At 56.0% G+C, this 26,093-nt stretch carries 20 protein-coding genes; 5 read left to right on the top strand and 15 right to left on the bottom strand.

Features of this window, described 5'->3' with window-relative positions; translation table 11 throughout:
• Nucleotides 1-26: 26 nt before the first annotated feature.
• From pncB to AC0T7J_RS09125, 4 genes are all read left to right on the top strand, one after another.
• Nucleotides 27-1,232, top strand: coding sequence for a nicotinate phosphoribosyltransferase (pncB, locus tag AC0T7J_RS09140; RefSeq protein ID WP_010254983.1), 1,206 nt, complete (start codon nt 27-29; stop codon nt 1,230-1,232).
• 156 nt (nt 1,233-1,388) lie between these two features.
• A complete protein-coding gene (gene asnS, locus AC0T7J_RS09135) occupies nt 1,389-2,789 on the top strand; it encodes an asparagine--tRNA ligase (protein ID WP_473793607.1) in 1,401 nt (466 codons plus the stop codon).
• Between the two features lie 300 nt (nt 2,790-3,089).
• Nucleotides 3,090-4,196, top strand: a complete 1,107-nt coding sequence (ompF, locus tag AC0T7J_RS09130; protein ID WP_473793605.1) for a porin OmpF — start codon at nt 3,090-3,092, stop codon at nt 4,194-4,196.
• Between the two features lie 233 nt (nt 4,197-4,429).
• Nucleotides 4,430-5,620, top strand: coding sequence for an amino acid aminotransferase (locus tag AC0T7J_RS09125; RefSeq protein ID WP_182686146.1), 1,191 nt, complete (start codon nt 4,430-4,432; stop codon nt 5,618-5,620).
• 42 nt (nt 5,621-5,662) lie between these two features.
• Here AC0T7J_RS09125 and AC0T7J_RS09120 read toward each other — a convergent pair whose 3' ends face one another.
• From AC0T7J_RS09120 to cmoM, 7 genes are all read right to left on the bottom strand, one after another.
• Complete coding sequence (locus AC0T7J_RS09120; protein WP_473793604.1) at nt 5,663-6,292, bottom strand: MBL fold metallo-hydrolase; 630 nt, start codon at nt 6,290-6,292, stop codon at nt 5,663-5,665.
• Between the two features lie 39 nt (nt 6,293-6,331).
• On the bottom strand, nt 6,332-6,880 hold the full coding sequence (mepK, locus tag AC0T7J_RS09115; protein ID WP_010254972.1) for a peptidoglycan L,D-endopeptidase MepK: 549 nt from the start codon (nt 6,878-6,880) through the stop codon (nt 6,332-6,334).
• 185 nt (nt 6,881-7,065) lie between these two features.
• On the bottom strand, nt 7,066-8,877 hold the full coding sequence (gene ldtD, locus AC0T7J_RS09110; RefSeq protein WP_473793602.1) for a L,D-transpeptidase: 1,812 nt from the start codon (nt 8,875-8,877) through the stop codon (nt 7,066-7,068).
• 147 nt (nt 8,878-9,024) lie between these two features.
• Complete coding sequence (mukB, locus tag AC0T7J_RS09105) at nt 9,025-13,512, bottom strand: chromosome partition protein MukB (protein WP_473793600.1); 4,488 nt, start codon at nt 13,510-13,512, stop codon at nt 9,025-9,027.
• A complete protein-coding gene (gene mukE, locus AC0T7J_RS09100) occupies nt 13,509-14,234 on the bottom strand; it encodes a chromosome partition protein MukE (protein ID WP_022625940.1) in 726 nt (241 codons plus the stop codon). Before mukE ends, mukB begins: the two co-directional genes overlap by 4 nt.
• Nucleotides 14,215-15,537, bottom strand: a complete 1,323-nt coding sequence (gene mukF / locus AC0T7J_RS09095; RefSeq protein ID WP_473793598.1) for a chromosome partition protein MukF — start codon at nt 15,535-15,537, stop codon at nt 14,215-14,217. The genes mukE and mukF overlap by 20 nt, the downstream gene beginning before the upstream one ends.
• Nucleotides 15,534-16,319 (bottom strand): tRNA uridine 5-oxyacetic acid(34) methyltransferase CmoM, encoded by a 786-nt coding sequence (cmoM, locus tag AC0T7J_RS09090; RefSeq protein WP_473793596.1) that lies wholly within the window; start codon nt 16,317-16,319, stop codon nt 15,534-15,536. Before cmoM ends, mukF begins: the two co-directional genes overlap by 4 nt.
• Before the next feature lie 125 nt (nt 16,320-16,444).
• On the opposite strand from cmoM, the gene elyC reads away from it, so the two are divergent.
• Nucleotides 16,445-17,188, top strand: coding sequence for an envelope biogenesis factor ElyC (gene elyC, locus AC0T7J_RS09085; protein WP_473793971.1), 744 nt, complete (start codon nt 16,445-16,447; stop codon nt 17,186-17,188).
• A 21-nt stretch (nt 17,189-17,209) separates the two neighbouring features.
• Here elyC and AC0T7J_RS09080 read toward each other — a convergent pair whose 3' ends face one another.
• The 8 genes from AC0T7J_RS09080 to ihfB all read right to left on the bottom strand — a co-directional run bounded on the left by AC0T7J_RS09080 (nt 17,210) and on the right by ihfB (nt 26,013).
• Nucleotides 17,210-18,103, bottom strand: coding sequence for a fructosamine kinase family protein (locus tag AC0T7J_RS09080; RefSeq protein ID WP_473793594.1), 894 nt, complete (start codon nt 18,101-18,103; stop codon nt 17,210-17,212).
• Nucleotides 18,104-18,214: 111 nt separating this feature from the next.
• Entirely contained in the window at nt 18,215-18,964 is a 750-nt protein-coding gene (gene kdsB / locus AC0T7J_RS09075; protein WP_010254955.1) for a 3-deoxy-manno-octulosonate cytidylyltransferase, read from the bottom strand.
• Nucleotides 18,961-19,143 (bottom strand): Trm112 family protein, encoded by a 183-nt coding sequence (locus AC0T7J_RS09070; protein ID WP_003849374.1) that lies wholly within the window; start codon nt 19,141-19,143, stop codon nt 18,961-18,963. Before AC0T7J_RS09070 ends, kdsB begins: the two co-directional genes overlap by 4 nt.
• A gap of 105 nt (nt 19,144-19,248) precedes the next feature.
• On the bottom strand, nt 19,249-20,463 hold the full coding sequence (locus tag AC0T7J_RS09065; protein ID WP_473793592.1) for a winged helix-turn-helix domain-containing protein: 1,215 nt from the start codon (nt 20,461-20,463) through the stop codon (nt 19,249-19,251).
• A gap of 39 nt (nt 20,464-20,502) precedes the next feature.
• Entirely contained in the window at nt 20,503-21,489 is a 987-nt protein-coding gene (gene lpxK, locus AC0T7J_RS09060; RefSeq protein WP_473793590.1) for a tetraacyldisaccharide 4'-kinase, read from the bottom strand.
• The gene (gene msbA, locus AC0T7J_RS09055) at nt 21,486-23,234 is read right to left on the bottom strand and encodes a lipid A ABC transporter ATP-binding protein/permease MsbA (RefSeq protein WP_473793588.1); all 1,749 of its coding nucleotides are present in this window, start codon (nt 23,232-23,234) and stop codon (nt 21,486-21,488) included. The genes lpxK and msbA overlap by 4 nt, the downstream gene beginning before the upstream one ends.
• 34 nt (nt 23,235-23,268) lie before the next feature.
• On the bottom strand, nt 23,269-25,524 hold the full coding sequence (locus AC0T7J_RS09050) for a DNA internalization-related competence protein ComEC/Rec2 (RefSeq protein WP_473793586.1): 2,256 nt from the start codon (nt 25,522-25,524) through the stop codon (nt 23,269-23,271).
• A gap of 204 nt (nt 25,525-25,728) precedes the next feature.
• On the bottom strand, nt 25,729-26,013 hold the full coding sequence (ihfB, locus tag AC0T7J_RS09045) for an integration host factor subunit beta (protein ID WP_003849360.1): 285 nt from the start codon (nt 26,011-26,013) through the stop codon (nt 25,729-25,731).
• Nucleotides 26,014-26,093: the final 80 nt, after the last annotated feature.

The raw sequence follows: 26,093 nt of genomic DNA, 5'->3' as shown, positions 1-26,093 counted from the left end.
CACCGAACAGGATGCTGAAACGCGCCATGACAGGACATGCTTCCCCGATACTGACCTCGCTGCTGGATACGGACGCCTATAAGCTCCATATGCAGCAGGCCGTTTTCCACCGCTATCATGACATAACGGTGGCGGCGGAGTTTCGCTGCCGCGGCGACGAACTGCTGGGTCTCTACGCTGACGAAATTCGTGACGCGATAACCGCCATGCAACACCTGGCGCTGACTGATGATGAAGCGACCTGGTTGTCTCACCTTCCCTTCTTCCGGCAGGATTACCTCAGCTGGTTACGCCAGTTCCGCTATAACCCGGATCAGGTTGAGGTGCGCAATCATCATGGCAAGCTGGAACTCCGTATTCAGGGGCCGTGGCGAGAAGTGATCATGTGGGAGGTGCCGCTGCTGGCGCTGATCAGTGAGATTGTGCATCGTCATCGCACGCCGCAGGTCACTACTCAGCAGGCACTTGACCACTTACATCAGAAACTCGGCGACTTTAAAGCCCAGGTGGCTGACCTTGATATGTCACGCTTCCGCCTGATGGATTTTGGCACCCGTCGTCGCTATTCGCAGGATGTGCAGCAGTCGATCGTCTCAACGCTGAAACAGGATTTTCCGTGGCTGATTGGCACCAGTAATTATGATCTGGCGCGCCGTCTGTCACTGACGCCGGTGGGTACTCAGGCGCACGAGTGGTTCCAGGCCTTCCAGCAGATCAGTCCGGTACTGGCCAACAGCCAGCGCGCGGCGCTGCAGGCGTGGCTGGATGAGTATGACGATAAGCTGGGCATCGCCCTGACCGATTGCATCGCCATGGACGCCTTTCTGCGCGATTTTGGTCCGGTGTTTGCCCGCCGCTACCAGGGACTGCGCCACGACTCCGGCGATCCGGTCGAATGGGGCGAGAAAGCGCTCGCCCACTACCAGAAGCTGGGTATCGATCCGCAAAGCAAACATCTGGTCTTTTCTGACAACCTGAATCTCGACAAAGCGCTGGCGCTTTACCGCCACTTTGGCCAGCGGACGAACGTCGTGTTCGGCATCGGTACCCGCCTCACCTGCGATATTCCGGGCGTGACGCCACTGAACATCGTTATCAAACTGGTGCAGTGCAATGGCAAGCCGGTAGCGAAACTCTCAGACAGTCCGGGCAAAACTATCTGCCAGGATAAAGCCTTTGTCAGAGCCCTGCGTAAAGCTTTTGATCTGCCGCTGGTGAAAAAAGCGAGTTAATCCTCTTCTTATCGGGGCGTTGATGCGCCCCGCCTCTGCTGTAATAAATCTGCTTTCCCCCTGAATTTTGCTTGTTTCCTGAAGGCTCGCAAGTAACATAGCAAAACCCCGGATGGGGCAACTTTTTACTCACTTCTTCTATATAGAGAGATATTTATGAGCGTAGTGCCTGTAGCGGACGTACTGCACGGTCGCGTCGCGGTTGACAGTGAAGTCACCGTACGTGGTTGGGTGCGTACCCGAAGAGATTCCAAAGCCGGTCTTTCCTTCATCGCTGTCTATGACGGCTCCTGCTTTAATCCCGTTCAGGCTGTCGTCAATAATTCTCTGGATAATTATCAGGATGAAGTGCTGCGTCTGACCACGGGCTGTTCCGTTATCGTCACCGGTAAAGTGGTGGCCTCGCCGGGTCAGGGCCAGGCGTTTGAGATTCAGGCGACCCACCTTGAAGTCGTGGGCTGGGTGGAAGATCCCGACAGCTACCCGATGGCGGCGAAACGCCACAGTATCGAGTATCTGCGCGAAGTGGCTCACCTGCGTCCGCGCACCAACCTGATTGGCGCGGTCGCCCGCGTTCGCCACACCCTGGCGCAGGCGCTGCATCGCTTCTTCCATGAAAATGGCTATTTCTGGGTCTCGACGCCGCTGATTACCGCCTCCGATACCGAAGGTGCCGGCGAAATGTTCCGTGTCTCTACGCTGGATATGGAAAACCTGCCGCGTAACGATCAGGGCAAAGTTGACTTCAGCGAAGATTTCTTTGGTAAAGAGGCGTTCCTGACCGTTTCAGGTCAGCTGAATGGCGAAACCTATGCCAGCGCCCTGTCGAAGATCTACACCTTCGGTCCGACGTTCCGCGCAGAGAACTCCAACACCAGCCGCCATCTGGCGGAATTCTGGATGCTGGAGCCGGAAATTGCGTTTGCGTCACTGGATGATGCCGCTGCACTGGCCGAATCAATGCTGAAGTATGTCTTCAACGCGGTGCTGGAAGAGCGTGCCGATGACATGGCCTTCTTTGCTGAGCGGGTAGATAAAGAAGCGGTTGAGCGCCTGCAGCGTTTCATCACCACCGATTTCGCGCAGGTGGATTACACCGATGCGGTTGAGATCCTGATGAACTGCGGTCAGACCTTCGAAAACCCGGTTTCCTGGGGTATTGACCTCTCCTCTGAACATGAGCGTTACCTGGCGGAGAAACACTTTAAAGCGCCGGTGGTGGTGAAAAACTATCCGAAAGACATTAAAGCGTTCTATATGCGCCTGAATGACGATGGCAAAACCGTGGCGGCGATGGATGTTCTGGCGCCAGGCATTGGTGAGATCATTGGCGGTTCACAGCGTGAAGAACGTCTGGATGTCCTGGATGCGCGTCTGGAAGAGATGGGTCTGAATAAAGAAGATTACTGGTGGTATCGTGACCTGCGTCGCTACGGTACCGTGCCACATTCTGGCTTTGGATTAGGCTTTGAACGTTTAATCGCCTATGTCACCGGCGTACAAAATGTCAGGGACGTAATCCCCTTCCCGCGCACCCCACGCAACGCGAGTTTCTGATATTCGGCATTAAATATAAGAAATTCATATATATAACGAGGTCGGCACTGCCGGCCTTTTTTTATTTTTGTAAATTTTGAGTTCTCTCACAAAGTTCCGTGTTTTTTACATTTTGTAATACATATTTTCTTACTGAAACAAGATTACGAGTTTAGTAGCATTTAAGCGCTAGAATTACGGCGGGTGGGATGGAAAGATGCGTGCAGACACAGGAAGACACCAAACTTCGTTCAGGGTTCTGTAAAGATTTCCTGACGGCAGTGGCAGGTGTACAAATAACTCCAATGAGGGTAATGAATAATGATGAAGCGCAATATTCTTGCAGTGGTTATCCCTGCTCTGTTAGCCGCCGGCGCAGCAAACGCTGCAGAAATCTATAACAAAGACGGCAACAAACTGGACCTGTACGGTAAAGTCGATGCACGTCACCAGTTCTCTGACGACGATGGCAGTGATGGCGATGAGTCTTATGTTCGCTTCGGCTTCAAAGGCGAGACCCAGATTAATGACCAGCTGACCGGTTACGGCCAGTGGGAATATAACATTCAGGCGAACAACTCTGAAGGCGATGACGCACAAAGCGGCAACAAAACCCGTCTGGGCTTTGCCGGTCTGAAATTCGGTGATGCAGGTTCAATCGACTACGGCCGTAACTACGGTCTGGTTTACGATGCAATTGGCTGGACCGATATGCTGCCAGTATTTGGTGGCGACTGGGGCGGCTCAGACAGCTTTATGAACGGTCGTAGCACTGGCCTGCTGACCTACCGCAACACCAACTTCTTCGGTCTGGTTGATGGCTGGGACTTTGCTGCTCAGTATCAGGGTAAAAACGAACGTACCGCAATCGATCGTGCTAACGGTGACGGCTATGCATTCTCAACTTCATATACCTTACCAATTGGTGTAGGCATTGTTGGTGCGTATAGCAGCAGCGACCGTACAAATTCGCAGGCAGCGGGTGTTGCTGTGAATGGTAACGTAGTTGGTCAGGGCAAACGTGCTGAGAACTGGGCAACCGCGCTGAAATATGATGCGAACAACGTTTACCTGGCAGCGATGTACGGTGAGGGCCGTAACTCTTCCGTTATCGGCATCCCTGTAGCTAACACTACCGACTCAGTGACTGCATTTGCCAATAAGAGCCAGACTATTGAATTAGTTGCTCAATACCAGTTCGACTTCGGTCTGCGTCCATCCGTTGCATACGTGCAGCAGAAAGGCAAAGATATCGAAGGTATCGGCGATGCTGACCTGTACAAATACATCGACGTTGGCGCGACTTACTACTTCAACAAAAACATGTCTACCTATGTTGATTACAAAATCAACCAACTGGATGACAACAACCCACTGGGTCTGAACACAGACGACGTGGTTGGTGTTGGCCTGGTTTACCAGTTCTAATCCTGCTTAAACATGTTGAAAAACGGGGCTACGGCCCCGTTTTTTTATGGCTGCCATTCCCAACAGGTGCGTTTTTCCCCGCGCCGTTACCCCGCTTTAATCACTACCTTTCCTCGTCGCGCAATCCACGCTGCAAAATGTATGAATTTGTCTCGCAAACGGTTGGCATTTGCCTGGCCGGACGCTAACCTGAGAGCTCTTTTCGCTAAAGTTCACGCTAATGGACCTGACACATGTTTGAATCGATCTCTGCTGCACCCGCCGATCCTATTCTTGGGCTGGCCGATCTGTTTCGTGCTGACGACCGCCCGGAAAAAATCAATCTGGGTATCGGCGTCTATAAAGACGAAACCGGCAAGACCCCGGTGCTGACCAGTGTTAAAAAAGCTGAGCAATATCTGCTGGAAAATGAAACCACCAAAAACTATCTCAGCATTGATGGTCTGGCTGATTTCGCCCGCTGCACGCAGGCCCTGCTGTTCGGCAACCAGAGTCCGCTAATCACCGCTGGCCGCGCTCGCACGGCTCAGACACCGGGTGGTACCGGTGCGCTTCGCGTTGCAGCCGATTTCCTCGCCACGCAAACATCGGTAAAGCGGGTCTGGATCAGCAATCCGAGCTGGCCGAATCACAACAATGTGTTTAACGCTGCCGGTCTTGAAGTCTGTGAATACCACTATTATGACGCGGCAAACCATACGCTCGATTTCGATGGCATGGTGGCGTCACTTAAACAGGTTCAGCCAGGCGACGTGGTGTTGTTCCACGGCTGCTGCCATAACCCGACCGGTATCGACCCGACCGCTGAGCAGTGGCAACAGCTGGCGGAGCTGTCACAGGCCAACGGCTGGCTGCCGTTGTTCGATTTCGCTTACCAGGGTTTTGCCCGTGGTCTGGAGGAAGATGCAGAAGGCCTGCGTATTTTTGCCGCCTCGCATCAGGAACTTATCGTCGCCAGCTCTTACTCCAAGAATTTTGGCCTGTATAACGAGCGTGTCGGTGCCATCACGCTGGTTGCCGCCGAAGCGAGCGTGGCAGATACCGCGTTCAGTCAGGTGAAGTACACCATTCGCGCCAACTACTCCAATCCGCCGGCACATGGCGCCGCCATCGTCGCCACCATTCTGGGCAACGATACCCTGCGTACCATCTGGGAGCAGGAGCTGTCGGATATGCGTCAGCGCATCCAGCGCATGCGCCAGCTCTTCGTAAATACCCTGGCGGAAAAAGGCGCACAGCGCGACTTCAGCTTTATTATTAAGCAGAACGGTATGTTCTCGTTCAGCGGCTTAACCAAAGACCAGGTCATTCGCCTGCGTGAAGAGTTTGGCGTCTACGCGGTGAACTCAGGTCGGGTGAATGTGGCGGGCATGACGCCAGACAATATGTCGGCGCTGTGCGAAGCGATTGTCGCCGTACTGTAAGCAGGAAGAGTGAACAGAAAAATGGGCCTGCTGGCCCATTTTTTATTGCAGAAAAGGATTGCTGATGCGTTCATGCCCCAGCGAAGAAATCGGGCCGTGACCGGGCAGAAAAGTGACATCATCGCCCAGCGGCAGCAGTTTCGTGCGGATAGCATCGATTAACTGCTGATGATCGCCCTGCGGGAAGTCTGTGCGTCCAACGCCGCCATTAAAAATCACGTCACCTGAGATCAGTAACCGTCCTGAACGATCAAAGAACACCACGTGGCCAGGTGAATGGCCCGGACAGTGCAGGACTTCCAGCGTGGTCAGCCCTACCTGTACGCTCTCCCCCTCTTCCAGCCAGCGATCAGGGGTAAAAGGCGCGCACTCATCAAGTCCGAACATCCGGCTCTGGGTAGGCAGTGCTTCCAGCCAGAATGCATCACGTTTTTGCGGCCCGACAATCGGGATCTGCCAGAAGGCAGCCAGTTCAACGGCAGCCCCGACGTGATCAAGGTGTCCATGGGTCAGCAGAATCAGGGCAGGTTTGAGTCTGAGCTGTTCCAGCGTCTCTTTGATCAGATCGGCATCGCCGCCTGGATCGACCAGCGCGGCTTCACGAGTAGACTCGCACCAGATAACTGAACAGTTCTGGGCAAACGCGGTAACAGGAATAATGTGGTAATTCATAACGCTCCATGACCGGCTCACGCAGCGTTGCCGGTGTCATTACCAGTGCCTGATCGGCCCGGTATCAATATGTACAAAGTTACTGCGGGGATAATATCCTACACCACCCGCACGCAGAGATAACGCCGCTTTGCGTACATTGGCCAGAGAAACCCCTTCGATATGAAAATCCATTGCCTGGCCTTTGGTGTGATAGCTGTGCTTTGCCACCCCAGGACCGCTCTCACGTAACATGTTGTTGGTTGCCAGTGAACGGTAGCCCGAAACCAGCTGTATCGGTTTACGCATTCCCAGCAGCGCCTGCAGGCGGAAGATTTGATCAAACAGGTGTGGATCGATGCTTTTCACTTTATTGGCGCGATAGTCCCGGAAAAAGTGATTTAATCGTGACAACTCATCCTTGTCGTAACTCTTACCATTAAAAAACTCAGTTTTAAGGGTTTCACCGGTATGAAGATTATTAAGCATCAATACACGCGGGCGAGAGGTAGAGAGCGAGGCCCTTGCAGAAGCGGGTAATAATGCCAGACCGGCGGCGGCGCTACCGCACAGCAGTAGTTTGCGACGAAAAGAATCAATAGTAGACATGTAACGATTTACCTGAGAGTGAAGCCATAGAAATGTGCAAAAAGCGCACAGCCCGAACCATAACTTTCTCTCAGTAGAGCGTCAACCCATCTGCGTTCTGTTTGCGTGACGATCCCGCCAGGGATCGTCATTTGATAAGATTTATGTGAGTAACCGGCACGCCGCTAACGATTTAAAATCAATCACTAGAGCAGCAGTTGCTCAGCCCGACTCAGTGCCTGACTGCCCGAACGGGCGGTGTCATCATAATTGTAAATATCTGTGCGGAACTGTGGTTTGCCATCATCAGCGACCCACGCCGTCAGATAATAGAGATTGACCGGGATGCGATGGCGAATGGGCACGTATCGGGTGTCACCCTCTTTTAACGTGCTGGAGATGCGGGCATCGTTCCAGCCAGCATCCTGCAGTAATAAACCTGCCAGTTCGGACGCTTTATTTACCCGGACGCAGCCTGAGCTGAGCGCGCGGATATCACGCTGGAACAGGTTATGGTTCGGCGTGTCGTGCAGATAGATCGCATCTGAGCTGGGCATATTAAATTTATAGCGGCCCAGCGCATTCGCCACACCCGGTGCCTGAATCAACCGATAGGGGAACGATGAAGCGGTGACCATGCGCCAGTCGATCATGCTGGGATCGATCACTTCAGCATCAGCGCTCCAGCCCGACAGCAGGGTATAACCGTGCTTATAGAGATAGGTTGGATCCTGCTTCACTTTCGGAATGATATCTTTACGCACCAGCGTCGTCGGCACATTCCACGGCGGATTCAGCACCACATTATTCAGTGCGCTGCGCATCAACGGTGTTTTGCGATCGGGACGCCCGACGATGACCCTGGATGAGAGGATCTTGTTGCCGTTGTTGTAATAAATCAGCGAGTAGTTGGCGATGTTCACCATGATGCCATTGTGCATATCGTCCGGCAGCAGGCGTAGTCGCTGAATGTTCAGCGCCAGCAATGAAGCGCGCATCTGCGGAGAGACGTTAAGCCACTGCCGCGTTCTGGCCCCGATAGCACCGTCGCCATCCAGTCCCTGCCACTGCTGGAAACGCTTCACACCCGCCACCAGCGTCTCGTCATAGACATTGGCGGTGTTCCCTTCCAGCGTCTGACTCTGAACGTTACCCGGCGATTGCAGTGAAGGCGCAGACAGATCGGTGACTGGCGCGGCAGAAGGGCTGACCGCAACCGGCTGGTCGCTGTGGGTCACTGGTGAGGCGGCCACCGGCACCGCATCCTCATCCGGTGCAGGCGCATTAACCTGCGACGTTAACATGCCGCTGCGCTGCAGGATTTCACGCAGCGCCGGCACATCGTCACTGACCTGTCCCGGACGCAGCGTTTCACTGCTTTTCAGCTGCGGCCAGGGCTGCTTATCGCCTAGCAGGGTTTTCAGCGCGGCGTGCATCGGCTGATACTGCGGGTGCTGCGGCTGCAGTGACGCAATAAACGTGTTGCCCGATCCTGCATTGACCGCATTCTGCCACTGATTCACGACCGCCACCGACGGCTGCGTCAGCCGGTAGGGAACATTGCTGTAAAGCCAGATTTCACCCTGCGTCGGCACATTCGAAACAAATTGCAGATAGCCCAGCATCGCATCGGACAGCGCGACATCCCGGGCAAAGCCGGTGATCGCCGGGTTAGTCAGACGCTCAATCCAGCGCGTGAACTGAGGCTGAACCCCGGAAAGTGCCACTTCAGCCAGCTGCTGCTGAAATTTTTGCACCGCCTGGGGATCCTGCCAGAGCGGTTGCATATGGCGGGATGCATAGAGCGTCGCCAGCGGTGCCAGATAAAACGGCTGATCGGCGCTGGAAAACGCCTGCCGGATGCGTTGCTGACTTTCGGAGACGGAGGTGACCGCCTGCATTGTCCCGGGCAAAGCGGCGATGACAGCGGCCTGCGGTAGCGTAAATGGAACAACGGTTAGCGCCAGCGCTAACAATGATAGAACGCGATGATGATTTAATTTTTTTACCAGCAACATCCCTGCCCCCTTGTTTTTCAACTTCGCAGTGTTCCCTGTATCCACTGCGACCGCGCTGTGACTCATCATGTGAGTATACAAACAAAAACGGCATTTGCCTCATGCGACAAATGCCGTAACCAGATTAACGAATGGTTCAGTTTTTGACTACGTTTCCGCCTGCGAATTTTCAGCGGTTAAATCGGGCAGCGCATCTGCGTCGCTTCCCGCCCGCACCGGCGAAGGATCGGCAGCAAAACCACGCAGACCGACCACATGCACATGTTCGGTGTTATTAAACACCTTACGCACCAGTTTGTAGGTCGTGCCTTTTTCCGGACTGATATTCTCCGGTGCTGCAATCACCAGCTGCATCTCCAGTCGCTCACACAGTTCGAACAGCGTGGCGATGGAGCGGGCATCCAGACGGGCCGCTTCATCAAGGAACAGCAGTCGGCATGGCGAAATATCTTTGCCGCGCAGACGACGAGACTCTTCTTCCCAGCTCTGCACTACCATCACCAGAATGGACATACCGGTACCGATCGCTTCACCGGTTGAGAGCGCCCCGCTCTCTGCGCGCAGCCAGCCATCGGAACCGCGGTTGACTTCCACTTCCATCTCCAGATAGTTGCGGTAGTCCAGCAGCTCCTCACCGATGGTCTGCGGCGTACGCTGCCCCATATCGATGTGCGGATTAAGACGCTGATAGAGCTTCGCCAGCGCCTCCGAGAAGGTCAGGCGATTGCTGTTAAAGAGATCCTGATGCTGCTCGTGCTCTTCCGACAGCGTATCCAGCAGCATAGCGTGGGTTTCACGCACGTTCACGTTGAGCCGCACGCTGCGTACCTGACCAAAGCTGACGGTCTGCAGACCCTGGTTGAGCTGGCGGATGCGGTTCTGTTCACGTTGGATCGTTTTACGGATGATGTTGGCCGCACTGCGCGAACTGATTGCCAGCATCTGCTCACGCGCCGTCAGCTCTTCCGTCAGACGGTTCAGTTCGATTTCCATCTGCTCAATCGCTTCGACCGGATCGTCAGTACGAATAATATCCTGACGAATACGCTCGCGCAGATGCTGATAAACCGCAATAAAGAACTGAATTTTACGTTCCGGACGTTTTGGATCTTCCGACAGTCGCAGCACGTCACGCAGATGTTCGTTGTCCGCCACCGCCAGACGCAGCGCACCCAGCGCTTTATCCGACATAGAGCGCAGCTCATCGCCGCTCAGGTAGGCCAGTTCACGGCGATGCAGACGACGCTCAACGCCATTCTCTTTTACCAGACGCAATACGGTACACCAGCCCGCTTTGGCGCTGACCACCTGTTCGCGCACCTGATGATACTGACGCTCCAGCTGACGCAGTCGCTTCTGCAGGTTATCCATCTCCGCTTCGCAGAAGGTGAGCTGTTTCTCCAGCTGATTGCGGCGGGCGCGATTGTGGCTCAGTGCCGTGTAGAGTTCGTCACGGCGAACACGCGCGCGTTCTTCCGCGCTGCTGTCAGCCTGGACGCCAATATCCTGCATCTCCTGCTGCAGCTCTTTCAGCATGTCGCGTTTGGCGTCATAGGCGCTTTTCAGCGAGGCCAGCACCTGGGAGTATTGCGTCAGCTGCGCCTGATGTTCACGCAGGCGATCACGACTGCGACTGCGTTCGCCCTCAGCCTGTTCCAGACGCTGGCGCAGCTTATCGCTGAGGTCGCTGTTGCCATTGAGCATGCTGGCCGAGTCGTCGTAGCTGAAGTGGGCGCGACGCTGCACCACCTCTGTCAGGGCAAAGGCCTGCTGACGCGCGTTGCGCTGCTGCTGCTGCGCCTGCTGATAATCCGCCTGTAACTGCTCATGCTGTTCCGGATCGCTCTGCAACACGGCGATAATCGGTTCCAGTTTCGCCAGCTTAGCGCCATGCTGATGCAGGAAGCGCGCCGCTTCCTGTGCAGCATCGACCTGCTCGCGGATCTCTTCACAGCGATCGCCCAGCGTGTCGTCCAGCAGCAGATTGATACGTGGCAGCAGCCGGTTTAACTGTGATACGCCCTCTTTGGCCAGCTCATACTGCTGACGCTGCTGCTGATTGTTGCTCTCATGCTGATTCAGCGCGCGTTCCAGCTCACCCCGGCGTGCACCGAGCTGACGGATCTGCGCTTCCGGATCGGCGTCAAAGGCGACAGCCAGATGACTGCCGATGAAGCGGCTGAACGACTGATGCAGACGCTGCGTTTTCTGCACGTCGAACGACAGCGTGGCGTAGCGTTCTGCCAGCTTGTCGCGCTCAAGGTGCAGCAGCTCCAGCTGATTCTCACGCGCCGCGCGGCCAAACAGCGGTATTTTCGGGAAGCGGGAGTAGCGCCACTGACGCTCTGCCACCTTCACCACCACCGCATTCTGCAGTTCATCGACGCTGAAGACGCTGTCATCGAACGACTGCGGATCACCCTCGATCAGGTAGAGATCTTCCGGACACTCTTCCAGACCATCCAGCAACTCACGAACGCGGGAGAGATCCGGCACCACAATCGCATGACGTGACGGACCGTAGAGCGCCGAGAAGTAAGGCGCATCATCCAGCGTCACATCATCGTAAATCTCTGACAGCAACACGCCGCCAAACCGTTCGGCAAGCTGGGTCAGGCGCGCATCTTCGGCACCGCCCGGCTGGCTGAGCCGTTCAATCTGCTGCTCGATATCACGTTTACGCGCCGCCACTTCGTCGCGCTCGACGGTGGTTTCACGCTCACGCTCCAGCAGCTGCTGCATATATTCGGTCACGTCCTGGCTGCTGTTCAGCGCCTGGCCGGTCTGTTCGCTAAGCTGGGTCAGGATCTCCTGCGCCGCCAGCCAGTGTGGCGCACGGGCGGTCAGGCTGGTGATGCGTTCACGCAGCTGCTCCAGCTCCTGGCGCATCATCATGCGCTGCTCACCGGCGTCGGAGACGCTGCTGTTCAGCTGTTCAATCTGCGCTTCAAGCTCCTGCTGCAGGCCTGCCAGCGCATCCGCTTCATAATGCTGCCCCTGACGCTTGCAGAATTCCGCCAGCAGACGCTCCGCCTCATGCTGTTCGCGCAGACGCTGTTCCAGCTCATTAAGGCGCAGACGCAGAGAAGAGAGCTGTTCGGCGTGATGACGCTGGTTGCTGGCATCACGCAGCAGTTCGCGGCCGGTTTGCCAGGCGTCCTGACGGGTCACGTCACCGGCAATGCTGGTGACCAGCGCCAGCGCCTGTTCAAACTGACTGTGCGCCGCTTCCGCTACGCTCAGCTTCTGCTCCAGGCGCAGCAACCGTTCTGTCGCCTCTTCCTCTTTGGCCTGGAAGCTTTCCTGCCATTCAGCCGCATTGTCAATGCTCAGATCGGGCAGCTGGCAGAGCGTGCGGGCGCGTTCCAGCGCCTGCAATGCCTGCTGATACTGGATGGCGCGGGTTTGCTGCACGTCGAGCGCCTGCTGGAAGTCGGCCAGCTGGCTTTTCAGCTCATCCACTTCAAGTTCAGCCGCTTCGGCCCGCGCTTCATTCTCTTCCTGAATTTCACGCGCTTCTGCGACCACTTCGGTCTGCTCTTCCAGCCGCAGCGTCAGATCTTCGATATCCGCATCGTAGCGCTCAATCTTCTCCTGCTGACGCATCGCCGTCTGTACCAGGTTCAGGTGATCGCTGGCGGCCTGATAATCGACTTCAAGATCGTTTTCTGCACCACTGTGCTCGGCCAGTTCGCGCGCCATCTCAACATGACGATACTGCTCGGTGGCGAGCTGCTTACGGCTGCTGAATAACTCATTGCGCAGCTGTAACGCGCTGTCGAGGTGTCCCCGACGCTCGTTGGCGTGGCGCATATAGTCAGCCGAAACGTAGCTGGTCGCCTCGGAGATCAGATGCTTGAAGAGATCGCGGTCAGACTGGGTAACGCGGATCGCCTCCAGCGTCATGCGGTTCTCGCGCAGCGCGGCCTCCATATCCTGGAATGCTTTGCGCACGCCACTGTTTTCTGGCAGCAGGTAATCACGCAGCGATCGGGTGATGGCGCTGGAGATACCGCCATACAGCGAGGCTTCAATCAGACGATAAAACTTGCTGCGATCGCTGGCAGAGCGCAGACGACGCGGCACCACGCCAAGATCAAACAGCATGGCGTGATAATCGGTGACTGAGTTATAGGCGCGGAATTGTACCCCTTCCTGCGCCTCAACCCGCTCTTTGACTTCGTTCAGCGGTAATACGCGTGCCTGACGGCTGTTGAGCACTTCCGTCAGCATATCGGTTGGGTTGGTGTCGGTGGGCAGGCCATGGATACTGAATGGCTTGATATCGACCTTTTTATCACGTCCGGCGACCTGTTGCAGACGGACACCGACCACGACACGCTGATGGCGTGAGTTCACCACATCGAGCATGGAGTAGCAGACGCCGGCCCGCAGTTTACCGTGCAGACCCTTGTCACGGGATCCTGAAGTCGCGCCCGCTTCGGTGGTGTTACGGAAGTGCAGCAACGTTAAATCGGGGATCAGCGCGGTGACAAATGCCGCCATCGTGGTGGACTTACCCGCACCGTTACCGCCTGACAGCGTGGTCACTAATTCATCGAGATCAAAGGTACGGGCAAAAAAGCCGTTCCAGTTGATCAGCGTAAGCGAACGAAACTTTCCGCGCTCAATCATGCCTGTTCTTCCTCTGCGTTCTCACTCGCGTCACCTTCCTGCCCTTCACCTTCATCGGTGTCGACCGGTGCTGTCGCGTTTTCCAGTAGCATGGCTTCGCCATCACGAATCAGACGAAGCTGCGCTTCACGGGCATCATCACCGCCGCGCACGTCGGCACCAAAGCGGAACACCGATTCCGTGATGCGGAACTTGCTGCTGTCGTTGCCGAAAAACCACACCATGCCAAGACGGCGCAGGCGGCTCAGAGAGGCGCGCACTTTCTCCTGCAGTTTGGTGCGATCCAGATCCGAACCGGTTGAACGCTGGTTGACCAGCTTCAGCAGGCGGTTCTCATCGGCCAGAGAGAGCAGTTCGTCGTAAAGCTCCTGCTGGGTGAAGATTCCTTCATTGGCCAGTCGTTCCGGGCTGAGATAGAGATAGCAGAGAATTTTCCCGACCATCATGTCCAGCTCAGAGAGCACGGAACGCGGAATCAGCGTGGTTGAACGCGGACGCAGATAGAAAAAGCCCTCCGGCGCACGGATTAACTCAACGTTATAGCGGCTGTAAAACTCTTCGAGAAACGACTGGTAGTCCATCAGAAAAGCGTGATTATCCAGCTCTTCGATACCGATATGGCGTCCGGCGCGTAACTGGCTGTCCAGCGCGGGAAAAATCGGGTTGGCCAGTGCCTGTGCCAGCTTAACTGGCATCACTTGTTCAATATTTGTCGATGACATGTGCCTGCACCTTGGCTCCGTAATCATTGATGGCTTGCCATTCCACAGGCAAACCGGCTAAATCAGCTTCCGCTACGCCAAGGCGCACCGCCTGATCCACCACAATACGCGCCAGATCGAAATGGCGGGCTCGGGGATACTGGGCCAGGTAGTCGCGCATCACTGACGCGAGGTTGAGCGGTTTTTGTTGCGATTTGTAGACCTGCAGCGCTTCTTCAATCATCGCTGCCAGCTGTTCGCGGATTTCGTTGATCTCTTCGTACTCCATCTCCGGCGGCAGTTCGCCCATCACTTCGTCGTTACGCAGCGTCAGCGCCTCATCACGCATGTCATACAGGCGGTCGGCGTTGGCATGGGTCAGCGCCCAGGGCGCGTCGAAGTAATTCTGCACCGAGACCCGCAAACGCTGCGCAAAGACGCGGTTTTTATCCATGTCGATGGCGGTACGAATAAATTTATGGACGTGGCGGTCATAGCCGATCCAGAGGTCAATCGCCTGCTGGCCCCAGCTGGTAATACGGTCGAGTTTGCTTTGCAGATCAAACACCAGCTTATCGACGAAGCCCAGATCGGGACTGTCCAGCGTGGCATCCTGAATGCGCAGCAGATTTTCCTGAAGTTTGTCGCCCGCGGCTTCCAGCGTATCCTGCAGTTCACGCAGCGTCCCTGAGGTTTCAGAAAGCAGCATTTCACAGCTGGAGATGGCCGCGCGCCAGTCTTTGTTCAGCAGTTCGGCGATATCATTTTTAACCGCCTGCTGCTGTTCATCCATCAGACGCTGGGTCATATCGATGCTGTCGAAGATCTCCGCCACGGAATATTTCAGCGGCGCGAAAACATTGCGGTGCCAGTGAAACTCATCGCCGTTTTCCTGCGCGGCATCGGCTGCCCGCTTAAGCTCATTGGCCACAATCGACAGCTGCATCGACAGGCGCAGGGTCGAGAACTCACGCTGGCGGATGTAATAGTCGGTGATGCCGATCGCCAGCGGCGTCAGGCGATAGATAGCATTGCCTTCCGTGAGTTCACTGGTAAAACGGTTGAGCAGGCGCTGTCGCACCATGTCGTTGATGGCGTTGTTGGCACGAACCAACACGGTTTCATGGGTTTGTTCGAAAGCTTTACTGACGTGACGGAAAGCATCAATCAGATCGCCTTCGCTCATTTCGCCATCCATCCGCTCACCGTTGAGGGTGGCGATAGCCAGCAAAAAGGCCAGACGTTCCACTGGCAGCGCAAGGGAAAAGTCATTTTTGCGCGCCCAGGAGACCAGTTCAGGTACCGTCTGGGAAAATTCACTCATAATTCGTCCTTCTGCCCGGGTTTACGCGCGGTCACGTGGATGTAGCGCCCTAAGCTCAAAAAGGGTTCCTGACGGCAGTAACGCCGCTCCATCTCAATAATTTCGTCGTCGCTTTTTGGCTCGCCCTTCGGCGGCTTCATGTAGTCACTGAACACCCGGATCCCGGCACGCTGCTCAATCACAAAGCCACACGCCTCCAGCCAGCGATAGACCTGCTCGGGGTCGCGCGGATAGTCAGGCGACAGCGTTCGCTTTTTGCGTTTGGTCAGGTTGGTGCGCAGATAGCCAAAGTTACCCAGCGTTAAGGTGCGCAATGTCAGGCCGTGCAGATTGTAAAACATCAGCGACATGACGCCCCCCGGACGCAGCAGATCGAACAGCGCTTTCAGTACCGTCTCTGGTTCAGCGACCCACTCAAGCACAGCGTGGAACAATACCAGATCCACCGGCTTATCCAAATGTTCACCCACCTGCTGAGCGCTAATTTGTCTGAATTGCATGTTGTGGCTCACACCCTGCGCCGCCGCATTTTCCGCGGCCCGGCGCAGCATCTCGCTGGAAAGGTCGCACAGCAGAACCTGATGGCCCTGCGCAGCAAGCCCGCTGGAAACCTGACCGACACCGCCGCCAGCATCCAGCACCGACAGCGGGTGCGGTGACAGATCGGGCACTATCTTCTCCAGCTCATCCCAGAGGATGGCCTGGCGTATCTTCCCTTTAGTGGTGCCGTAAATATTTTGCGAAAATTTATCCGCGAGATCGTCAAAGTTACGATCCTGCATGGCATGCGCTCCGGTATGCTGCGGTGAGACTTGTGCTATTTTGTCACAGGCACCAGAAGAATGAACCTTTCATCCCCATCTTCCCTTCCGGGTGCTCTATTTTCGGACAACAGGACTCTTTTTTGATGTTATTTACCCTTAAAAAAGTTATCGGCGGGCTGCTTTTACCCCTGCCGTTTCTGCTTTTGCTGATGGCGCTTGGCATTTTACTGCTTTGGTTTACTGGCTGGCAGAAAAGCGGCAAAACCGTGATCTCCGTCAGCTGGCTGTTACTGCTGCTGCTGAGCCTGCAACCGCTGGCTGATCGTCTGCTTTTGCCACTCGATAGCCGCTATCCGACCTGGAACGGCTCAGAGAAGGTGGACTACATTGTGGTGCTGGGTGGAGGCTACACCTTTAACCCGGCGTGGGCACCCAGCTCGAACCTGCTGAATAACAGTCTGCCGCGCGTGGCAGAAGGCGTTCGTCAGTGGCAGCGGAATCCGCAGTCGACGCTGATTTTTACCGGCGCAGCGGGTGGCACCAATCCAAAGAGTAGCGCCTGGGTAGCGGCACAGGTGGCGGAGAGTCTGGGCGTTCCGCGTGAACATATTCAGATTCTCGACCAGCCCCGTGACACCGCAGACGAAGCGCAGGCAGTTAAAACCGTGGTGGGCGATCGCCCGTTTCTGCTGGTCACATCCGCGAATCATATGCCGCGGGCAATACGCTTTTTCCACGCGGTCGGGTTGAAGCCGATGGCCGCTCCCGCGAATCAGCTGGCGATTACGTCACCGCTGAATGGATGGGAACGGGCGATCCCCTCATCGATCTGGCTGAGTCACAGCGAACGTGCGGTCTACGAAACACTTGGCACACTATTGCAATAGCTGAAAGGCAAGGAATCGGACTCAGCCGAGCCAGGGAAGTAATTGCGCACGTGCATGGTCAAAACGCACACGATTAAACGTGCCGGTCTGTACCAGATGATCAATGCAGTCCCACAGTTGATAAACCCACCGACGCCAGACAAAACCTTCTGAAACTGGCGCCCGTTGCAGGTAATTGTGCAGCAGCGCCGTTTCGGCAGGCGAGGTATCCAGATGGATAAGATCGTATTCACGGGGTGCCCAGAGGATGGTGCCAGGCTGTGTCATCGCGATTAACTGGTCACTGCGGCTATCTTTCAGCATGCTCTGCAGCTGCACGTTGCCGTGAACCATCACACAGGGATCGTCGAAGCCGCGAAACAGATGCGCCAGTCGTGCCCGGCAGCGAAACAGAATCTGGCGATCTTCCAGCGTAAAGGCTGGCGGACGCAGATAGCACAGGGTCGCCCATAGCACCTCAACCCGTTGTGCATACCAGGCGGGCCAGCTGTTCTGCTGCGTGCTGTCCACTGTACCGACCAGGCCATGGCTGTCGAGCCGGTGCCAGGCCAGCACGCCCTCGACCACCTGTTCGCAAAACTGTTGCCAGCGCTGAGCATCCCGCGCAGGCGCTTCCGCCGTCACGCCATTCAGTCGCGCCAGCAGGAGCATTTCATGCACCGGCGGCTGCTGGCTCATCACCAGACCATAGACTGCCGGCACTGCAATCAGACCGGCCTGGCCCAGCAGCGCCAGCTTTCTGGCTTCCATCGCGGCCCGGCCCTGATGACGAAAATATTTCGCCACCACCGGCATAGGGCGCCCGTCCCGATCGTATAACGCATAGAGCCGGGTGGGTGGATGTTCACTGATCATTTCGAGGCGGCTGATGGTTTCACCCAGCGCCAGCGTGAGTTCCGATTTAAGCTGTTCCATGCGGCATCCTCCTCAGATGAGTATCACAATATCCTGAAGGAAGTGTTGGAGATAAGTTTAGCGGCGGATCAAGAACGTTGCGCTGAAACGGGGAGACAGGCTCCCCGTTTGTCAGGCCTGCATGGCATCACGAACGCGTTGCAAATCGTCTGGCGTATCCACACCCACACTGGGAATGGTTTTCGCGACGGCGACATGAATTTTTTCGCCGTACCATAAAACCCGCAGTTGCTCGAGCAGCTCAATCTGTTCCAGAGGACAAGGCGCCCAGGCGACATAGCGGCGAATAAAACCAGCACGGTAGGCGTAGATGCCAATGTGGCGCAGCAGCGTATCACCGATCTGCTCGCGCGATGCGGCGTACCGTTCACGATCCCAGGGGATGGTCGCCCGTGAAAAATAGAGCGCGTAGCCATTCACATCCATGACGACCTTCACCGCATTCGGATTAAAGGCTTCTTCAACATCGGTGATCGGCACCGCCAGCGTCGCCATCCCGGCCGCCGACCCCGCCAGATTGGTCGCCACCTGGCGCACAATCTCAGCCGGAATCATCGGCTCGTCGCCCTGCACGTTTACGATGATTTCATCATCGGCAAACTGATATTTTTCGATCACTTCCGCCAGCCGCTCAGTGCCAGACTGGTGATCGGCGCGCGTCATGCAGACTTCGCCGCCTGCCGCTTCTACTGCCTGCGCCACGTCGGGATGATCGGTGGCAACAATGACCCGGCTGGCACCCGATTCACGGGCCCGCTCCATTACATGCACGACCATCGGTTTACCGTGGATATCGAGCAGCGGCTTGCCAGGTAAGCGGGTTGACGCATAACGCGCAGGAATGATAGCGGTGAAACTCATGGATGAATCTCTTCAACTGACAGCGTGCGGGCTTCGGTTTCCAGCAGCACCGGAATGCCGTCCCTGACCGGGAAGGCCAGGCCGTCGGGTTTGCAGATCAGCTCCTGTTGAGCATTGTTGAAGTAGAGTTTGCCATTGCAAACCGGGCAGGCAACGATTTCGAGTAAACGATGATCCATATGTCCTCCATCAGGGACCGAATGCTTAAGGATTCAAGCATACCATAGCGCGGCTCGTGCGGGATGGGGTAAAACGCCATCCCGCAGCGGCTGCCGCAAAATTGATTAATCCAGCGTCCACAGGGCTGGCCACTGATCGTTAAGCGCGTCGGGTGCCTGCAGGATAGCGACGCTTTCAGCACCCTGCCACGCCGCAAAACTTTCAATTGCACGCCGGATATCCACCAAAAATCGCGCCGTAACGCGGGTCTTCTCCTCCAGCCAGATATTTTTAATCTCAAGCTGTTTTGCCTGACGCAGCATGCGGGCATCCAGTCGCCCTTTTATCTGACCACGATGGAGGATGGGCAAAACAAAGTAGCCAAATTTGCGTTTTTCCTCCGGGGTATAGCATTCAATACGATAGTCAAAATTGAACAGCTCCCGCGCGCGCTTGCGATCCCAGACCACCGGATCAAACGGCGACAGCAGCGCGCTGTGCGTCGCCTGCAGCGGCGTCTCCAGTAACGGCAAAGAGTCGCGATGCAGCCACATTGCGCCCAGTCCCTCTGTATTGACGGCGACCAGATCGCTCGCAGCCTGGGCGTCAGCGATAAAGTCATTCACGGGTGCCCGCTTCAGGCGGTAGTAATCCGCCAGCCAGGCCGCGCGGAAAACCCCTAAGCTGCGGGCGCTGTTCATCAGCATCTGACGGGTTGCCTCCGCTTCACTGATGCCATGTATCGCATCCTGCCAGTCGGGCATTACGCGGCTGCGCAGATCGTAGACACGCTGAAAATTACGGCGTTCGGTGACCATCAGCTCACCGGCACTGAACAGATTTTCCAGATGACGTTTGTGCGGTTTCCATGCCCACCAGCCTGACTTCGGGTTATCGGCGTGGGTAAAATCGGCGGCGCGTACCGGGCCATTGTCTCTGATCTGCTGCAGTAATCCGGCAATGGCCTGCTGGTGCTCAGCGACCCATTGCGCATTGTATTTCCAGCCCAGACGTTCCGGCGACAGCATGCGATGACGAAGAAGTCTGTAATCGGCACGGGGAATAAAGCAGGCTTCGTGCGCCCAGTACTCAAAGAGTTCGCCCTGGGCCAGAGCCTGTTCCAGCCATGCCTGAGGATAGTTCCCCAGGCGACTGAACAGCACCAGATAAGGACTGCGGGCCACTACATGAATGGTATCGATTTGCAGCAGCGACATGCGGGAAATGCAGTTAATCAGATCCTGATAAACAGCGCGTTTTGCCGGAGCTCGCAGCAGGCCCTGCGCGGCGAGATGAATGTGGCGTGCTTGCTGTAACGAAAGTGAATGCGTACTGTTCATCCTCTTCCTTATCAGGCTTCACCTGAACGGGGGCGGGTATCAGGAAATATGGCGGCAGAGTTGTTCAATGTCGTCCAGTAACGGCGTCACGGCGTTACCGGTTAAATGGGCATCGACCGGCAGATACCACCAGTCAGGCTGGGCAAAGTGACGGCATTTCACCGCATCCTTTTCGGTCATCAACAGTTGCTGACCCGCCTGGAGTAATCGGGTCAGTTCATCTTTGCTGTAGGCGTGATGATCGGCAAAGGCGATCTCTGCGACCGGCGTTATACCCTGCTGTTTCAGCGTGGTGAAAAAACGCGGGGGATGACCAATACCGCCCATGGCGACTACCGCACCCAGTTGCTCAGCCGGGCAGGTTTCACCGGTGAGCAGATTGGTGGCCAGCCCGGGCTGAAGTTGCATGGCAATCTCGTCGGGCTGTGCATCGCCGCCGTTAATGATCACGGCATCGACCTGCTGCAGACGATCGGCACGTTCACGCATCGGTCCGGCAGGCAACCACCAGCCATTACCAAAACGACGGACCCCATCAACCACGACGATCTCGCGATCGCGCTGCAGGGCGTAATGTTGCAGGCCATCATCCGTGATGATCACATCCAGCGAACCCTGTTTCAGTAACGCCTCAATCGCCCGGCGCCGTTGAGGCGCGACCGCGACCGGTGTTCCGGTGCGCTGGGCGATCAATACCGGCTCATCCCCGGCCTGTTCGGTGGGGGTCTGCGCCGTGACCAGCAAGGGATAGTGGTCCGCCTTGCCGCCATATCCTCGGGAGACCACGCCAGCGCGCAGGCCGCGCTGCTGTAACGCCTCGACCAGCCAGATGACCACCGGCGTCTTTCCATTCCCGCCAGCAGTCAGGTTACCTACCACCACGACCGGCAGAGGCGCACGCCAGCTTTTACGCCAGCCACGCCTGTAACTGAAGCGTATCAGGGCCGTGATCGCACCATACAGCAGGCTGAATGGCCATAGCAGTAGCCATAGCGGTGAGCGACCACTCCAGATACGTTCAATCATTGGCCGAATTGCATCTTGTGCAGCTGTGCATAGGCGCCGCGTTCTGCTAACAGCACCTGATGCGTACCGCGTTCAACAATCTGGCCATCTTCAATTACCACGATTTCATCCGCTTTCTCAATGGTAGAGAGTCGGTGCGCAATCACCAGCGAGGTACGGTTCTTCTGCAACTCATCCAGGGCAGACTGAATCGCGCGTTCTGACTCGGTATCCAGCGCCGAGGTGGCTTCATCGAGGATCAGGATCGGGCAATCACGTAACAGCGCACGGGCAATGGCAATACGCTGACGCTGACCGCCAGATAACAGCACGCCATTCTCGCCAATCATCGTATCCAGGCCTTTATCCATTTTATTGATAAAGTCCATGGCATGCGCCATGGTGGCCGCCTGCTCGATCTCTTCACGGCTGTATTGCTCACTGCGGGCATACGCGATGTTATTGGCAATGGTGTCGTTGAAGAGATGCACATTCTGCGACACCAGCGCCACCTGATTACGCAGCGAACGCAGGCTATACTCACGCAGATCATGACCATCCAGCAGGATTTCGCCCTGCTGGATGTCATAAAAGCGGGTCAGCAGGCTCGCCATCGTAGACTTACCGGAACCGGAACGGCCCACCAGCGCCACCGTTTTTCCTGCCGGCAGCGACAGATTGATATTACGCAGTGCCGGAATTTCACGACCAGGGTAGGTAAAGGTCACCTCACGGAATTCAATATCCCCTTTAGCGCGGGTGATTTCGCGCGTACCGTTATCCACTTCCTGCTCACTATCCAGAATAGAGAAGAGTGTCTGACAGGCCGCCATCCCACGCTGGAACTGGGCGTTGACATTGGTCAGAGACTTCAGCGGGCGCATCAGGGCAATCATCGAGGAGAAGACCACGGTGATGGTACCGGCTGTCAGGGTATCCATGACGCTGGGGAAGCTGGCGGCATAGAGCACAAAAGCCAGTGCCAGCGACGCGATCAGCTGAATAATCGGATCGGAAATGGAGGAGGCTGAAACCAGCTTCATTCCCTGCTGACGCATCCGGTTACTGACGCGGGAAAAGCGCTCCGATTCAATGTCCTGTCCGCCAAAAATCAGCACTTCTTTGTGCCCTTTCAGCATCTGCTCGGCGCTGGTTGTCACCTGCCCCATCGTGTTCTGCATACTTTTACTGATGGTGCGGAAGCGCTTAGAGACGGTGCGGATAGCAAAGGAGACGATAGGTGCCAGTACAATCAGGATCAGCGACAGCTGCCAGCTGTAGTAGAACATCATGATAAACAGGCCAATAATGGAAGCCCCTTCACGCACGACGGTGACCAGCGCGCCCGAAGAAGAGGAGGCGACCTGCTCAGAATCGTAAGTAATGCGTGACAACAGGGTGCCGGTTGACTGCTGGTCGAAAAACGAAACCGGCATGCCCATCATATGGCTGAACAGACGACGGCGGATGTTCATCACGACGTTGCCAGAGACCCAGGAGATGCAGTAGCTGGAGATATAACTGGTGACGCCGCGTACCAGCATCAGGCCAATAACCACTAACGGCAGCCACAGCATCACCGATCTGTCAGCTTTACCAAAACCATCATCCAGTAACGGTTTCAACAGTGAGAGCATTAAGGCGTCGCCCGCAGCATTAATAATCAGGGCGACTGAGGCCGCAATTAATCCCGCTTTATTAGGCGCGATCATCGGCCAGAGTCGGCGAAACGTCTGCCACGTAGAGAGATCTTTATCTTGATGCATTATTTATTCACGCTGTTGGAAATAGCCGGCCATTCTACCTGGATTCGCGTTTGACGCCAAACCACTGATGGTACCAACGGGGCATTAATTGATCCCGCAAGGTGGAAACCTGCACTCTGCCCTGTTCTATTCTGATACTGATTTGTCCTGACTGGCCCGTATCCAGCCAGTGAAAACCAGCCGTTTGATAGTTTTCCAGCACATTTTTCGCGGGCATACGCCATGCATTGTAGCGTGCCAGCGAGGCGATAGCGGTGTGGCCTGCGGCTTTTCGCAGCAGCAATGAGGTCGACGACGTTCGGCTACCGTGGTGCGGGACCTGCAGGATATCGACCTTCAGCCCCTGCTTCTCCAGCGCCACCAGCTGGCGTTCCGCTTTCGCTTCAATGTCACCGGTTAACATCAGACGAACCTGACCATCATCAACGATCACCACACAGGAGTCATTATTCCCGCCCGGCAGGGGTGACGTCAGCGGCCAGACCACCCGAAAGTGGAGTTTCCGCCAGCGCCACTGCGTGCCCCGTACGCAGGGTAAGTGGGCTTCATCAGCCAGCGCACTTCTGACTTCAACCGCTGGCCAGCGTTGAGTAATCGCCTCCAGCCCGCCAGTATGATCCAGATGTTTATGACTCAGGATGACCTGTTTTAACCGTAACTGCCTGCGCTCCAGCCACGGAATGATCACCCGACTTCCCGCATTATCGTTCTGCCAGCGCGGGCCGGTATCATACATTACCGCCTCGTCGCCCTGGCTGATCACCAGACTCAGACCGTGGCCAATATCCAGCATATCGATTCGCCAGCCCTGCTCCTGATTTGGCTGGCGACTCAGTATCATTGCCAGCGTTAAGGCGCCGCTGCTTAACGGCAGAGAGAAAAAGAGTTGCGCACGCCAGAGAATCAGACCGCCCCATACCATGACCGTAAACCAGGTTGTACCACTCAGCGGCCACCAGCCTGGTGGCAGCAACGTCAGGCAATGAAACAGGGCACGTAATGAGAGATCGGCCGCTCCCCAGAAGAAGCCGGATAAATGCGCTACCGGCAGCAGCAGGGCGAGCGTCACCAGAGGCATGGTAATAAACGAGACGACCGGAATCGCGACAACATTTGCCACCAGCGCAGTCAGGCTGATGCCGTTAAAAATCGCCACCTGCAACGGCACCATTAAAATCATCATGCCCGCCTGTAAATGCAGCAACTGTACCGGAATCCAGCGCCGTTGCTGACGGAACGACGCGGGCAGCGGGAACCAGTGATACCAGACCAGCAGCATGCCGACAGCCAGTACCGAGAGCCAGAAGCTGTCAGAGAGCACGGTCAGCGGGTCGGTTACCAGCAGCAACGCAATACAGAACGTCCAGACCTGCCAGCTATTCAGCTGAACACCCGCAAACCGTGTTATCGCCCATAGCGTCAGGGCAAGCAGTGAACGCTCAGCGGGAGGCTGTGCACCGGAAAGCCAGGTATAGATTGCAGCAAACAGCCAGCTCACGATGAGAGGAAAAACATAGCTGATATAACGGGCTGGCAAGATAAATTGCACCCCACGCGCAATCATCCAGCCGGTGCTGGCTGCCAGGGCGATATGCATACCCGATATCGCCATCAGATGAGCGGTACCGGTATCCCGCAGTAGCTGACGCGTCTGCTGGCTCATCTCATCCCGAATGCCAAAAGCCAGTGCCTCCAGCGTTGCACGTGCAGGCATTGCACGGGTCCTTTCACGATGCCATAAAATAAATCGCCAGCGGCTATCACAGCGATCGCTTACCACTGCCTGTTTAAGGATTCGTCCCTGAAGCGGCGTATTATTAGCCAGTGCAAAACGCTGCGCATCGAAATCACCCTCATTAAGGCGGGCATGTACCGGTCGCAGACGCAGTTTCATCGTCCAGCGTTGTCCTGGACAGTAGATCTCCGGATCAGCATCAAACCAGAGCCAGGCAAAGCGAGGCGGAAAAATCATCCTGCCCTCCTCTTTCAGCAGACGAACCCGGATTTGCTTCCGCTCTTTCCGCAGTTCACTAATCTGAAGGGTGTAGGTGGCAGGACGCGCCGAGAACTTTTCGATATCCCGTACCATCAGACGGGCGTCGTTACAGGCCCATGCCAGAAACAGCAGAGTAATACTGGTCAGACGGACGGGTTGGTAAGGGCAATGCAGCAGAGCCAGTCCGGTGAGGAGGAAGCCCCCCATCACCTCACCGGAAGGCAGCCGGGCAATCAGCAGTAGTGGTAACGTTGCAACGATCGCCAGTCGCGCCAGAACGGTCCATGTCAGCATAATCGTATCCATTGATTCAGTTCGATTATTCTGGGCAAAGGCGGTGAAAATAACAGCGGATAATCAGGCAGGCTTGAGCGGTCTCGCAAAGAGAGTGCGGCGTTGCAGTGTTGATGACACCTATCTGGATGTCAGGTCTGAGCCTGAATCGCAGGCAAAAAAAAACGACATCCGGAGATGTCGTTTATCTGGTTCGGTATCAGCTTAGCCGTAGATATTTGCGCGATCGCGCAGTTCTTTGCCTGGCTTAAAGTGGGGAACGTATTTACCTTCCAGATCCACTTTGTCACCCGTTTTCGGGTTACGTCCAGTACGCGGAGCGCGATAGTGCAAAGAAAAGCTGCCGAATCCCCGGATTTCGATGCGTTCGCCCTGTGCCAGCGTAGTGGCCATGTGCTCAAGCATCTCTTTTACCGCATCCTCAACGACTTTCGCCGGTATATGAGTATGCTGTCCCGCCAGTCTTTCGATCAGTTCTGACTTGGTCATGTAACCTCCGGTTTATCCCTGTGGGAATGTATGACAGCTTTTACCGAAACCGGGTGGTTGCCCACCCGGTGCTTCAGGCC

The organism is Pantoea sp. E956-1, from assembly GCF_982223955.1.
The sequence above is the reverse complement of the archived record's forward strand: the minus strand, read 5'-3'. Positions and strand labels throughout refer to the sequence as shown.

What these genes read in the sequence shown, in the direction of transcription:
- elyC (WP_473793971.1), top strand. Translation starts at nt 16,445, where the DNA reads ATGTTATTTACCCTTAAAAAAGTTATCGGCGGGCTGCTTTTACCCCTG.
- AC0T7J_RS09080 (WP_473793594.1), bottom strand. Translation starts at nt 18,103, where the DNA reads ATGGAACAGCTTAAATCGGAACTCACGCTGGCGCTGGGTGAAACCATC.
- AC0T7J_RS09120 (WP_473793604.1), bottom strand. Translation starts at nt 6,292, where the DNA reads ATGAATTACCACATTATTCCTGTTACCGCGTTTGCCCAGAACTGTTCA.
- msbA (WP_473793588.1), bottom strand. Translation starts at nt 23,234, where the DNA reads ATGCATCAAGATAAAGATCTCTCTACGTGGCAGACGTTTCGCCGACTC.
- AC0T7J_RS09125 (WP_182686146.1), top strand. Translation starts at nt 4,430, where the DNA reads ATGTTTGAATCGATCTCTGCTGCACCCGCCGATCCTATTCTTGGGCTG.
- cmoM (WP_473793596.1), bottom strand. Translation starts at nt 16,319, where the DNA reads ATGCAGGATCGTAACTTTGACGATCTCGCGGATAAATTTTCGCAAAAT.
- AC0T7J_RS09050 (WP_473793586.1), bottom strand. Translation starts at nt 25,524, where the DNA reads ATGCTGACATGGACCGTTCTGGCGCGACTGGCGATCGTTGCAACGTTA.
- asnS (WP_473793607.1), top strand. Translation starts at nt 1,389, where the DNA reads ATGAGCGTAGTGCCTGTAGCGGACGTACTGCACGGTCGCGTCGCGGTT.
- mepK (WP_010254972.1), bottom strand. Translation starts at nt 6,880, where the DNA reads ATGTCTACTATTGATTCTTTTCGTCGCAAACTACTGCTGTGCGGTAGC.
- AC0T7J_RS09070 (WP_003849374.1), bottom strand. Translation starts at nt 19,143, where the DNA reads ATGGATCATCGTTTACTCGAAATCGTTGCCTGCCCGGTTTGCAATGGC.
- ihfB (WP_003849360.1), bottom strand. Translation starts at nt 26,013, where the DNA reads ATGACCAAGTCAGAACTGATCGAAAGACTGGCGGGACAGCATACTCAT.
- ompF (WP_473793605.1), top strand. Translation starts at nt 3,090, where the DNA reads ATGATGAAGCGCAATATTCTTGCAGTGGTTATCCCTGCTCTGTTAGCC.
- lpxK (WP_473793590.1), bottom strand. Translation starts at nt 21,489, where the DNA reads ATGATTGAACGTATCTGGAGTGGTCGCTCACCGCTATGGCTACTGCTA.
- mukB (WP_473793600.1), bottom strand. Translation starts at nt 13,512, where the DNA reads ATGATTGAGCGCGGAAAGTTTCGTTCGCTTACGCTGATCAACTGGAAC.
- mukE (WP_022625940.1), bottom strand. Translation starts at nt 14,234, where the DNA reads ATGTCATCGACAAATATTGAACAAGTGATGCCAGTTAAGCTGGCACAG.
- kdsB (WP_010254955.1), bottom strand. Translation starts at nt 18,964, where the DNA reads ATGAGTTTCACCGCTATCATTCCTGCGCGTTATGCGTCAACCCGCTTA.
- AC0T7J_RS09065 (WP_473793592.1), bottom strand. Translation starts at nt 20,463, where the DNA reads ATGAACAGTACGCATTCACTTTCGTTACAGCAAGCACGCCACATTCAT.
- pncB (WP_010254983.1), top strand. Translation starts at nt 27, where the DNA reads ATGACAGGACATGCTTCCCCGATACTGACCTCGCTGCTGGATACGGAC.
- ldtD (WP_473793602.1), bottom strand. Translation starts at nt 8,877, where the DNA reads ATGTTGCTGGTAAAAAAATTAAATCATCATCGCGTTCTATCATTGTTA.
- mukF (WP_473793598.1), bottom strand. Translation starts at nt 15,537, where the DNA reads ATGAGTGAATTTTCCCAGACGGTACCTGAACTGGTCTCCTGGGCGCGC.